This is a genomic window from Nitrospirota bacterium, assembly GCA_040757595.1.
Taxonomy (GTDB): Bacteria; Nitrospirota; Nitrospiria; order Nitrospirales; family Nitrospiraceae; genus JBFLWP01.
The window spans coordinates 128,663-140,252 of the sequence record JBFLWP010000007.1 but is presented as its reverse complement, the minus strand read 5'-3'; the positions used below and the strand labels follow the sequence as shown (position 1 = coordinate 140,252).

9 protein-coding genes are annotated in these 11,590 nt (G+C 65.9%); all 9 read right to left on the bottom strand.

Annotated elements, in window-relative coordinates:
• Positions 1 to 92: 92 nt before the first annotated feature.
• The 9 genes from AB1411_08605 to AB1411_08565 all read right to left on the bottom strand — a co-directional run bounded on the left by AB1411_08605 (position 93) and on the right by AB1411_08565 (position 11,581).
• Positions 93 to 1,700 (bottom strand): caspase family protein, encoded by a 1,608-nt coding sequence (locus AB1411_08605; protein ID MEW6543658.1) that lies wholly within the window; start codon positions 1,698 to 1,700, stop codon positions 93 to 95.
• 19 nt (positions 1,701 to 1,719) lie between these two features.
• Positions 1,720 to 2,526 carry an SAM-dependent chlorinase/fluorinase gene (locus AB1411_08600; protein MEW6543657.1) on the bottom strand — a complete coding sequence of 269 codons (807 nt, stop codon included), beginning with the start codon at positions 2,524 to 2,526 and terminating at the stop codon, positions 1,720 to 1,722.
• An 88-nt stretch (positions 2,527 to 2,614) separates the two neighbouring features.
• The gene (greA, locus tag AB1411_08595) at positions 2,615 to 3,091 is read right to left on the bottom strand and encodes a transcription elongation factor GreA (GenBank protein MEW6543656.1); all 477 of its coding nucleotides are present in this window, start codon (positions 3,089 to 3,091) and stop codon (positions 2,615 to 2,617) included.
• 88 nt (positions 3,092 to 3,179) lie between these two features.
• On the bottom strand, positions 3,180 to 6,446 hold the full coding sequence (gene carB / locus AB1411_08590) for a carbamoyl-phosphate synthase large subunit (protein ID MEW6543655.1): 3,267 nt from the start codon (positions 6,444 to 6,446) through the stop codon (positions 3,180 to 3,182).
• 115 nt (positions 6,447 to 6,561) lie between these two features.
• A complete protein-coding gene (locus AB1411_08585) occupies positions 6,562 to 7,557 on the bottom strand; it encodes a M48 family metallopeptidase (protein ID MEW6543654.1) in 996 nt (331 codons plus the stop codon).
• Positions 7,554 to 8,531 (bottom strand): signal peptide peptidase SppA, encoded by a 978-nt coding sequence (gene sppA, locus AB1411_08580; protein MEW6543653.1) that lies wholly within the window; start codon positions 8,529 to 8,531, stop codon positions 7,554 to 7,556. The genes AB1411_08585 and sppA overlap by 4 nt, the downstream gene beginning before the upstream one ends.
• A complete protein-coding gene (carA, locus tag AB1411_08575) occupies positions 8,524 to 9,675 on the bottom strand; it encodes a glutamine-hydrolyzing carbamoyl-phosphate synthase small subunit (GenBank protein MEW6543652.1) in 1,152 nt (383 codons plus the stop codon). Before carA ends, sppA begins: the two co-directional genes overlap by 8 nt.
• Before the next feature lie 56 nt (positions 9,676 to 9,731).
• The gene (locus tag AB1411_08570; protein ID MEW6543651.1) at positions 9,732 to 10,283 is read right to left on the bottom strand and encodes a DUF4149 domain-containing protein; all 552 of its coding nucleotides are present in this window, start codon (positions 10,281 to 10,283) and stop codon (positions 9,732 to 9,734) included.
• Complete coding sequence (locus AB1411_08565; protein ID MEW6543650.1) at positions 10,283 to 11,581, bottom strand: dihydroorotase; 1,299 nt, start codon at positions 11,579 to 11,581, stop codon at positions 10,283 to 10,285. Before AB1411_08565 ends, AB1411_08570 begins: the two co-directional genes overlap by 1 nt.
• Positions 11,582 to 11,590: the final 9 nt, after the last annotated feature.

The following is an 11,590-nucleotide window of genomic DNA, read 5'->3' as shown; positions in this document are numbered from 1 at the left end:
GCCGGACTTCCCTGCGGCCTTGCCGGAGACCTTTTTGAGCAGCCTGTTGGGTTGTTCGACCGGGATGAGGGCGGGACCCTAGCGAGGAGACGCTACGGCTTGGGCCGGTCAATCAGCCGGACGCCGCGCTTGAGCAGGTCGGGGCTGCCGAGGAGCTGCGGGGTCTGCTCGTTGTTGAACTCGCGCCGCGCCGTCCGCTCCACCTGGGGTTTCAGGTACTCGAACAGTTCGGCCAGATCAACCGTTCCGGTTTGATCACGGTCCGCCTCCCCGCGCAACCCCCGCAACAGGTAATAGGTCAGGAGCCCGTGCTTGTACTGGTCGTAGGTGCTGGAGACCTGGTCGCCGGAGCTCGCCGCGATCACGGCGGTCTTCCCGCCCGCCAGGACCGGGTTCTCGATGGACAGGACCATCGGCCGCATGCCTTTGGCGATCACCGATCGCCCGCCGGCTCCTGAGAAACAGGAGTCCAGGACCACGACGATCTCCTTGGCCGGGAGCTTGGCGAGACGGTCATACAGTCGGTCCAGCGGATAGCCGGTCTGATCCACGAACGAGGGGTCTCCGTCATAGGGGACGAGAAAGGCCTTGCCCGTCTTGGGATTGGGGGCGCCGTGCCCGGAGAAATAGACAAAGACCGAATCGCCCTTCTCCACCCGATTGGGGAGCCAACCTTCGAAATATTTTTCTAGGTCGGTCCTGGCCGCCTTGTCATTCAGCAGCACCGCGATATTTTCCTCCGGATATCCCAGCACCTTCGTCAAATACTCGGCCATAACGCGGGCATCGTTGGCCGCATAATCGGCCTGCGGCAGCTTCTGCCGGTACTGCTCGATCCCGATCACGACCGCATGCCGATTCTTGCTCGCCCTGGTCATGGCCGCCGGCGGGATGTCCACGTCCGGCACGGAGGACCCGGTTGCTCGCTCCGGTGCGGCTGGCGGTCGGGCGAGCAGCGGGGCGGATTCCTGTTTGACCGTCCGGGCATATTGCTGGAGCTTGGACGAGGAGTTGAGGCCGACGGCAACCTCCTTGAAGAGCTTGCCCATGAGGTACTCGACGTTCTTCCCCACGCTCGCATCCGATTTCAACTGGGGAACCAAGTTGTTTCCCCACAGAACCGTTCCCTCGGCCCTGAACGGCGAATCGGGCAGCAGCCTGTTCCCTTGGCGATCCTGCACGGTGACCGTCGTCTCGAATACGCCTTTGATGTCGGGAAGGGATTCGAAGTGCGCCATGATCCCGAAAGGAGTCCCGATGCCAGTGAGCTCCAGGATGAAATGGGTGGCCGTGTCACAATCTCCTTCCGCAAACCTCAGCGCCGGGGGCGTCGCCTCGATATAGAGATCGTACTGGCTCCGTACTTCGGCCTTGCTCGCATAGAAATCGAGCCCGTCGAACAGTTGAGACAACACAGGGATGCCGCTCCGAACCAAAGCAGGCTCGGGGGAAACCTTCACCGCGGAGGAGTGAGTCAGTAGTGGGCAGGAAAACTCCGGACTGGCGAAAGTCTGATTGGCTGCATCCGGGATGATCAGTGCGGCTTTCATGGGCATGCGCCCGAGGTCCAGGGAGGGAATCTCCGGTTTCCCTTCATACTTCGCCTGGAAGGGGACGGTCGAACAGGCGGCGGCCAGGAAGAGCAGGGTGATGACCGTCAGGCCTCCGGTGAAGAGACCATAGATCGGTGGGGTCCGCATCGTGAACCCTCCCCTCTGTTCAGAAGACGTCGATCTTTTCGCCGCGGCCGCACTTGAACGCGTCGGCGGCGCTGCCTTCCTTGAGGAAAATCTCCACCTGACCGTTGCTGTTGATGAGGGCATGGGGTTTGTGCCGGTCGCCGTCCGCGTAGCAGGTCACGAGCCCCTGGATGCTCACGCCGCCGAGCCGGATCGTCAAGTCCGACTCGGACTTCCTCGCTACTCCCTGAATCTCCTTCAAATGCAGCGGGGTGATGTTCGAGATCAGGTTCCCGTACCGGTCCACGTAAACGACCTCGCCGCGCAGCACTTTGTCCTGAACGACCGGCTCCTTGATCGGCAGCTTCACCGGGTCCCGGATCAGCCGGCCGTAGGAGCCGGGCGGCTGGCCCCTGGTCAGCCAGGCGGCGGCCGGCGCGAAGAGGTCCCGCCCGTCGAAGGTGGCCCCCTCCGAGTCCAGCCGGTACTGCTTGTTCTCGATCGTGCGGATTTCGACGCCCAGATCTTCGTCGAGGATGTAGGTCAGGAGCCCGTTGTCCGGAGCCACGAAGTGGTAGCGGGAGGTGGAGACCAGCAAGGGCCGCCGCTTGCTTCCGACTCCCGGATCCACGACCGCCACGTGCACCGTCCCGTCCGGGAAGTACTTGTAGCAGGATTTGAGGAGATAGGCCGCCTCTTCGACCGATTGGGGCGCAACCTCGTGGGAAAGGTCCACGATGCGGGCCTGGGGGTTCACGTTCAAGATCACCCCCTTCATGCTGGCCACGAAGTAGTCGCGGGTGCCGAAATCGGTCAGGAGGGTGATGAGGGAAATGGCGCTCGCCATGACGTTAGACGTGAGACGTGAAATGTGAGACGTGCTGTGCAGGAATCCTTTTACGTTTCACGTCTCACCTTTTACCTTTCACGGTTGTTTAGAGTTCTTCAAACCGGATCTCGCGGATCTCATACTCCACGACCTTCGCCGGGGTGGTGACCTCCACCAGGTCGCCGACGCGGCGCCCGATCAGCGCCTTCCCGACCGGCGACTGGACCGAAATCTTCCCGTTCTTGAGGTCCGCTTCGTCCTGCCCCACCAGCGTGTACTGCTTCTTCTGGTTCGCTTCGACGTCCAGCAGCACCACGGTCGCACCGAAGACCACGGTCTCGCTCGCCAGCTTGGACGTGTCGATGATGCGGGCGTCCGCCAGCTTCCGCTCCAGCTCGGTGATGCGGGACTCGATGAAGCCCTGCCGCTCCTTCGCCGCCTCGTACTCGGCGTTTTCGCTCAGGTCCCCGTGGGACCGGGCCTCGGCGATGGCCTCGATGACCTTCGGGCGCTCCACCTTCTTCAGCCGATCCAGCTCGGCCTTGAGCGCGTCGTATCCTTTCTTCGTGATCGGTGTCGGCATATCTCCTCGCTTATGGTGCGGGTGCGAGGCACATGGCACGAGGCAAGGGACCACAGAAAATGATGCCCACGCCCCGAGCCTCGCGCCTCTAGCCTGTTCCGCCGTGATACTCCTGCAGCGAGCGGATCGTCAATCCCTTGCGGAGGGTCGCCTCGATCGCCAGGGCCGCGGCGCGGGCGCCGGGCATCGTCGTACAGTACGGCAGGCCCTTCTGCAGGGCCTCACGCCTGATGGAAGCCGAGTCGGCGACCGACGATTCGCTCCCCACCGTGTTCACGACCAGACAGATGTCACCGTTCTTGATGTGGTCCACGATGTGCGGGCGCCCCTCCTTGACCTTGTTGACCGGCTCCACTTGCAGGCCGTGCTGCTGGAGATAGGCCGCCGTCCCCCTGGTGGCCTCCAGCAGGAACCCCAGCCGCGAGAGCTGCCGGGCTATCTCCAGCGTGGCCGGCTTGTCCTGATCTTTCACGCTGAGGAAGACCTTGCCCGTGCGGGGCAGCGCGACCCCGGCCGCCGCCTGCGACTTGGCGAAGGCCCAGCCGAAGTCGCCGTCGATCCCCATCACCTCGCCCGTGGACTTCATCTCCGGTCCCAGCAGCACGTCCACGCCGGCGAACTTGGTGAACGGAAAGACGGCCTCCTTGACCGACACGTGGGCCGGGCTTGGGGCCTCCGTGAAGCCCAGGTCCTTGAGCGTCTTGCCCGCCATGACCTTCATGGCCAGCTTGGCCAGCGGGACTCCGATGGCCTTGCTGACAAAGGGGACCGTCCGCGAGGCGCGCGGGTTGACCTCCAGGATGTAGATCGCCCCGCTCTTGACCGCGAACTGCGCGTTCATCAGGCCCACGACGCCCAGCTCCTTGGCCAGAGCGACGGTCTGGCGACGAATCTCCGCCACGATGTCCGCGGACAGCGAATACGGCGGGAGCGAGCAGGCCGAGTCCCCGGAGTGGACGCCCGCTTCCTCGATGTGTTCCATGATCCCGGCGACGACCACGTGGCGGCCGTCGGCGATCGCGTCCACGTCCACCTCGACCGCGTCTTCCAGATACTTGTCGATCAGCACCGGGTGATCGGCCGAGGCGGTCACCGCCGAGCCCATGTAGGCTCGGAGGCCGGCCTCGTCGTAGACGATGCGCATGGCCCGTCCGCCCAGGACGTAGGAGGGCCGGACCATGACCGGGTAACTGATGGCGGCCGCGATCCGCAGGGCCTCCTCCACGGACCGGGCCGTGCCGCTGGCCGGCTGCCGCAGCGTGAGCCGTTCGAGCAGGTCCCGGAACCGCTCCCGGTCTTCCGCCCGGTCGATCGCGTCCGGGCTCGTGCCGAGGATCGGCACGCCGGCCCGCTCCAGCGGCACCGCCAGCTTGAGCGGCGTCTGCCCGCCGAACTGCACGACCACGCCGACCGGCTTTTCGCACTCGACGATGTTCAGCACGTCCTCCTCGGTCAGGGGCTCGAAGTACAGCCGGTCCGAGGTGTCGTAGTCCGTGCTGACGGTTTCTGGATTGCAGTTGACCATGATCGTCTCGATCCCCTCCTCGCGGAGGGCGAAGGCGGCGTGGACGCAACAGTAGTCGAACTCGATCCCCTGTCCGATCCGGTTCGGGCCCCCGCCGAGGATGACGATCTTCCGCCGGCCGGTGGGCCGGGCCTCGCAAACCCGTTCGTAGGTCGAGTAGAGGTACGGGGTGTGCGCTTCGAACTCCGCCGCGCAGGTGTCCACCCGCTTGTAGGTGACTGCAACGGGCCCGCTGCCGGTCGCCGCGGCCAGGCGCCGGCGCCGGACTTCGTGCCGATCCATCCCGATCAACTGTCCGATCCGATGATCGGAGAAGCCGAGCTGCTTGGCCTCCCGGATGAGTTCATGAGTGATGGGTGATGGGTGATGAGTGGCCGCAATCAGGCGGCGTTCGAACTCCACGATCTCGCGCATCTGATCGAGGAACCAGGGATCGATCTTCGTCAGAGCATGGAGATCCTCGACCGACAGGCCGAGGCGCATTGCGTCGGCCAGGTGCCAGAGCCGGTCCGGATGCGGGACCCGCAGCGCCTCTTTCACGCTGGCGATCAGGTGGGCCCGGTCGTCGCCGGCCGGGAGTCCGCGGTCGAGCCCGTGGAGCGGGACGAGCCCGAACCGGTCCACTTCCAGGGACCGGACCGCCTTCTGCAGCGCTTCCTTGAACGTGCGGCCGATCGCCATCGCCTCCCCCACCGATTTCATCTGGGTGGTCAAGGTGGGGTCGGCCCCGGGAAACTTCTCGAAGGCGAACCGTGGAATCTTGAGCACCACGTAGTCGATGGTCGGCTCGAAGGCGGCCTTGGTCACGCGGGTGATGTCGTTGGTGATCTCGTCCAGCGTGTAGCCGACCGCGAGCTTCGCGGCGATCTTGGCGATCGGGAAGCCGGTGGCCTTGGAGGCCAGGGCCGAGCTGCGGGACACGCGGGGGTTCATCTCGATGACGACCATCTCGCCGGTCTCCGGATGGACGCCGAACTGGATGTTGGAGCCGCCCGTGTCCACACCGATCTCCCGGATGATCCGCACCGCCGCGTCCCGCATGACCTGATATTCCTTGTCCGTCAGGGTCATGGCCGGGGCGACCGTGATGCTGTCGCCGGTGTGGATGCCCATCGGGTCGAAGTTCTCGATCGGGCAGACGATGACCACGTTGTCCTTGAGGTCGCGCATGACCTCCAGCTCGAATTCCTTCCAGCCGATCACCGACTGCTCGATCAGCACCTCCCCCACGGGGCTCATCTGCAGGCCCCATTCCACGCACCGCCGGAACTCTTCGACGTTGTAGGCGATGTTCCCGCCCGTTCCGCCGAGCGTGAACGAGGGGCGCACGATGGCCGGGAAGCCGATCCGTTCGATCTGGCGTTCGGCTTCAAGGACGGTTCGGGCCATCCCGCTGTCCGGCGTCTTCAGGCCGATCTTCCACATGGCCTGGCGGAAGGCCTCCCGGTCCTCCGCCTTGTGGATGGCCTCGGCCGAAGCGCCGATCAACTGGACGTTGTACTTGGCGAGCGTGCCGCGCTTGGCCAGGCCCACGGCCGTGTTCAGCGCCGTCTGTCCGCCCATCGTCGGGAGCAGCGCGTCCGGCCGTTCCCGCTCGATCACCTGCTCGACCACTTCCACGGTGATCGGCTCGACGTAGGTCTGATCGGCCAGTTCCGGGTCGGTCATGATCGTGGCCGGGTTGCTATTGATCAGGACGACCCGGTAGCCCTCCTCTTTGAGGGCCTTGCAGGCTTGGGTGCCCGAGTAGTCGAACTCGCAGGCCTGCCCGATCACGATCGGGCCCGATCCGATCAGGAGGATGTTCGTGATGTCGGTGCGTTTCGGCATAGTTCTACAGCAAAGCCAGTGATGGGTGATGGGTGATGGGTGATGAGACCGTGTAAAATCGCAAGGGAACGTTCACACTTCTATCGTCACCCTTCACACATCACTCATCACGGGGTCAGCCTGCTTGCGGCATCGGCCCGATCAGCGGCTTATACGGCTGGGGCGGCGGTGCCTGGGGCGTCTCCGGCACGCCTGTCGCGTGATAGAAGCGCATGGCGTCAGGAATCCACGCCTCGATCTGGTTGATCCGGGTGACGTCCGACGGGTGGGTGGAGAGGAACTCCGGAATCGCCGCGGTGGACCGGAAGCAGAGCTTGCCGATCATCTGTCGCGGACATCCGCTCATCCGTTCCCAGAACGGCACCGCCTCGTGCGGATCGTAGCCGGCCTTGGCCATGAGCTGGAGCCCGATGTAATCTGCTTCCGACTCCTGCTTCCGGTTGAACGGCAAGGAAAACCCCACGCCGTAGGCGCTCTGCAGGCCCTGCATGACGCCCGGGTTGACGGCTCCGGTCACGGCGCCCGCCATGGCGCCGACCTGGGCGATCTGCTCGAGGATGCCCCGGCTCATCCGCTCCGCCCCGTGCCGCTGGAGCGCGTGCGCGACCTCGTGGCCCATCACCGTGGCCAAGCCCGCCTCGTGCTTGGTGTACTTGAGGATGCCGGTAAAGACGGCGACCTTGCCGCCCGGAAGGGCGAAGGCGTTCACCATCCGGTCTTCCTGAATTACCGCGAACTCCCAATGGTACTCGGGCTTGTTGGCCGCTTGGGCGATCTTCTGCCCCACCCGGTTGACCATCTCGTTGATCTCCGGATTCTCGTTGAGGCGAGTGCCCCGCAGGACTTGCCGGAAAGCCTGGACCCCCAACGCCATTTCCTTCTCCTCGGAGATGAAGATCAACTGATCGCGTGCAGTCCCCGGCGCCTTGACGCAGCCGGCCACCGACTCGATCAGGCTGAGGAACGCGCCGGTCCCCAGGACGGCCCAGAGCCCGAAGGCGCCGCGCGCCCCAAGATACAGGGCGGCGCGACGCCCGATCGGCGTGCTCATGATCCGCTGGTCACGAGCCTCTCGTCCCTTGCCTCGCGCCTCGTGCCCGTCTTGAATCATGGCCACCACAGGTACATGAACTGCGGCGTGCCGCCGCGCACCAGGGTCATCAGGTCCAGGCTGGCCAGGCCTGCGAGGCTTCCGCCGCCCATCCAGCGGGCGTAGATGTTGGGGCGGTATTCCCCCGCGCGCCGGTACACGACGACGCGGGCCTCCGAAAGACTGGCCTGCTGCTTGGCCAGCTCGATCGCGTCGTCCAGGTAGCCGATTTCGTCCACCAGGCCGGCAGCCTTCGCCTGCTCGCCGGAGTAGATGCGCCCGTCGGCCAGCTTCCGCACCTCGTCGGCTTTCAAGTTGGGACGGCCTTCCCGGACGACGGTGAGGAACCGTTCGTAGAAGAAGTTGATGACGCTTTGGAAAATGGCCCGTTCCTCTTCGGTCATCGGGCGGAAGGGCGAGCCCATGTCCTTCTTCGGGCCGGACGTCACCGCGGTGGCTTCCACCCCGACCTTCTCCAGCAACCCGCGGGCGTTGACCGTCATCATGATCACGCCGATGCTGCCGGTGACGGACGAAGGGTGGGCGACGATCTTGTCCGCGGCCACCGCGATGTAGTAGCCGCCGGAGGCGCCGACGTCCATGATCGAGGCCACCACGGGAATCTTGCGCTTCGCTCTGAAGGCCCGCAGCTCATGGTGGATCATGTCGGAGGCGGTCACGGTTCCACCCGGGCTGTTGACGCGGAGCACGATCGCGCTGACCTTCCGGTCCTCCGCCGCCAGCGTGAGCTCCTCCTTGACGCGGGCGACGAGATTGGGTTGCTCGATGAGCCCGCCGCCGTCCGCCGAGCTGATCAGCCCGGACAGTTCCATCACGAGGACCTTGGCTGAGCCGCTGCCGCTCAGCTGGTCTTCGTGGAGCGGACCGGGCATGGGCAGCAGATTGATCGTGATGCAGCTCGACAGCAGCGCGGCTGCGGCCACCACGCCGATCCCGCACGTCAGGGGCCGAACGCTCTTCGGGGACTTACGCATGGGCGCTCTCCATCATCTGCGTGAATTGCCGGAAGAGATAAGCCGAATCATGGGGGCCGGGCGAAGCCTCCGGGTGGTACTGCACGGAGATGACCGGATGGTCCAGGCAGATCATCCCTTCCACCGATTCGTCGTTCAGGCTCCGATGGCTGATCGCCACCCGTCCGTACTGGGTGTCCAAATGGACGGACGCCGCGCCGCCCGGCATCCGCACCGCGAAGTTATGGTTCTGGGAGGTGATCTCCACCTTCCCAGTCCGCAGGTCCATCACCGGGTGGTTGGCGGCATGGTGCCCGAACTTCAACTTGTATGTGTTGAGGCCCAGGGCGAGCCCCAGGATCTGATGGCCCAGACAGATGCAGAGCAGCGGACGCCAGCCGATGAGCTGCCGCACCGCTTCGATCGCGTAGGGCACCCCTTCCGGATCGCCTGGCCCGTTGGACAGCAGGACGCCGTCCGGGGCCATCGCCTTGACCGCAGCCGCCGGCGTGGCGGCCGGGACCACCGTCACCGCGCAGCCCTCGTCCACCAAGCGGCGGAGGATGTTCTGCTTCACACCGAAGTCGTAGGCGACCACGCGGAATCGCCGCGAGCGGCCGTGGCCCGTCCCGTGCGGGACCCACTTGCCGGAGCCCTGGGACCATTCGTAGGGCTCCCGGCACGTGACCTCGGCGACCAGGTCTCGCCCCACGATGCCGGGCGCGATCCGCGCCTTCTCGGCCGCGCGCGCTGGGTCCAGGTCTGTGTGGGTGATCACCCCCTGCTGGGAGCCGTGGTCGCGCAGGTGCCGGGTGAGCGCACGGGTGTCCAGCCCCTCGATGCCGACGACGCGGGCCTCGCGCAGGTAGTCGTCCAGGGCTCCATCCGCCCGCCAGTTGCTGGGCCGGCGGCTGGACTCTTTCACGACGAACCCTTCGGCCCAGATCCGCCGGGATTCGACGTCCTCCCGCGCGACCCCGTAGTTGCCGATGTGCGGGCAGGTCATCGTGACGATCTGTCCCTTGTAGGAGGGGTCGGTCAGGATCTCCTGGTAGCCGGTCATGGCCGTGTTGAACACGACCTCCCCGACCGTCTCGCCCTCGAACCCGAGCGCGCGGCCCTCGAAGACCGTTCCGTCCGCCAGTGCCAATATCGCTTTCTTCATCAGTTTGGAGTTGGGAGTGTTGAGTTTGCAGTCACTGTTTTCGGACGACTCAAGATTCAAAACGGAGAATTCATGCGCCATGCTCGCGCTTTCACGGTCAGCACCGCGACGCCCAATCCCAGGTTCAGGAGGTACAGGCCGCGCACGACCGTGTGGGTCCGAAAGAACGCCTCGTAGGCCACCTTCCGCTCCGCTTCCCCCTGGGCCGCGAAGGCCTGCTCCTGGAGGCCGATCGACCGGGGACCGAGCCAGAGCATGATCACCGCCGCCACGCCCGCCATCAGAGCCAGAAGCGCGATCTCCGCTCGCCCGAGCCCCGCGCGATCGACGCGGAGCCGCCACGCCGCCGCGGCCGCCAGCACCACGATGGCCCCGACCGTGAGCCTATTATAGCCGTCGAACACGCGGGTCAGGAACCGGCCTCCCGGCTCCATCCCGAAGGTGTTGAACACGGCCGGAATGACCGCGGCCACGATCACGACCAGCCCGCCGACCCAGACCGCCAGGGCCAGCAGCTCCAGCGTCGAGCACACGACCAGCCCCCGCGCGCCGCGCAGGGACCGTGCGAGGGCCGGCGGGTGACCGTTCACGGGCGGCGCGTCGCTCATCACCGGCCGTCCTCGGGGAGTTCATACACGATCCGTCCGGACACCAGCGTCGCCGTGACCCGGCCCTTGACCTTCCAGCCGGCGAACGGGGTGTTCCGGCTCTTGGAGCGGAACCGGGCCGGGTCCACTTCCCACGACCGTTCCGGATCCACGATGGCGAGGTCGGCGTCGGCTCCTGGGGCCAGGCTCCCCTGCGCGAGGCTGAAGACCCGGGCCGGCTCGGTCGTCAGCTTGGCGATCGCACCTTCCAGCGGCAGAATTCCTTCCTCGACCAGGGCGAGGGTCAGCGGCAGGGCGGTCTCCAGCCCCACGATGCCGAAGGGCGCGTCGGCGAACTCCCGCTGCTTGTCCTGGGCCGCGTGCGGGGCATGGTCCGTCGCGATTACGTCGATCGTCCCGTCCCGCAGCCCCTCCTTGATCGCGTGCACGTCTTGCCAAGTGCGCAGCGGCGGGTTCATCTTCGCGTGGGTGTTGAAGCCGCGCACGGCCTCTTCGGTCAGCGTGAAATGGTGCGGGCAGGCTTCCGCCGTGACCCTCAGACCGCGGGCCTTCGCCTCCCGGACCATCCGGACCGAGCCGGCCGTGCTGACGTGGGCCAGGTGCAGCCGCGCGCCGGTCAACTCGGCCAGGGCCAGGTTGCGGGCGACCATCACGTCCTCCGCCGCCGAGGGGATGCCCGGCAGTCCCAATTGGGTGGAGACGAACCCCTCGTTCATGCAGCCGCCCTCGGACAGGTGCAGGTCCTCGCAATGGTCGATCACGGGAAGGTCGAAGGCCAGCGCGTATTCCATCGCGCGGCGCATGACGAGGCTGTTCATGACCGGCCGGCCGTCGTCCGAGATGGCCACGCAGCCCGCCCGCCGCAGGTCGCCGATCTCGGCCAGCTCCTTGCCTTCTGAGCCCTTGGTGATCGCGCCGATCGGAAACACGCGGGCGTTGCCGGCGGCGCGGGCCTGGTCGAGGATGAACTCGGTGATGGACTGGTTGTCGTTCACCGGGTTGGTGTTCGGCATGCAGCAGACGGACGTAAAGCCGCCGGCCACGGCCGCCGCGGTGCCGGTCAGGATCGTCTCCTTGTACTCGAAGCCCGGCTCGCGCAGGTGAACGTGCAGGTCCACGAAGCCGGGGACGACCAGCTTGCCGGTCGCGTCCAGGATCTGCAGTCCAGGGTCGCCGTTGCGCGCAAGCTTCAGGTTCGGACCGACCGCCGCGATCTTCCCGTTCTCGATGAGCACGTCGGCCGGGCCGTTGATCCGTCCCGGGTCAATCACCCGTCCGCCTTTGATCAAAAGAGCCATCAGCGTTCA

What these genes read in the sequence shown, in the direction of transcription:
- AB1411_08605 (MEW6543658.1), bottom strand. Translation starts at nt 1,700, where the DNA reads ATGCGGACCCCACCGATCTATGGTCTCTTCACCGGAGGCCTGACGGTC.
- AB1411_08600 (MEW6543657.1), bottom strand. Translation starts at nt 2,526, where the DNA reads ATGGCGAGCGCCATTTCCCTCATCACCCTCCTGACCGATTTCGGCACC.
- greA (MEW6543656.1), bottom strand. Translation starts at nt 3,091, where the DNA reads ATGCCGACACCGATCACGAAGAAAGGATACGACGCGCTCAAGGCCGAG.
- carB (MEW6543655.1), bottom strand. Translation starts at nt 6,446, where the DNA reads ATGCCGAAACGCACCGACATCACGAACATCCTCCTGATCGGATCGGGC.
- AB1411_08585 (MEW6543654.1), bottom strand. Translation starts at nt 7,557, where the DNA reads ATGATTCAAGACGGGCACGAGGCGCGAGGCAAGGGACGAGAGGCTCGT.
- sppA (MEW6543653.1), bottom strand. Translation starts at nt 8,531, where the DNA reads ATGCGTAAGTCCCCGAAGAGCGTTCGGCCCCTGACGTGCGGGATCGGC.
- carA (MEW6543652.1), bottom strand. Translation starts at nt 9,675, where the DNA reads ATGAAGAAAGCGATATTGGCACTGGCGGACGGAACGGTCTTCGAGGGC.
- AB1411_08570 (MEW6543651.1), bottom strand. Translation starts at nt 10,283, where the DNA reads ATGAGCGACGCGCCGCCCGTGAACGGTCACCCGCCGGCCCTCGCACGG.
- AB1411_08565 (MEW6543650.1), bottom strand. Translation starts at nt 11,581, where the DNA reads ATGGCTCTTTTGATCAAAGGCGGACGGGTGATTGACCCGGGACGGATC.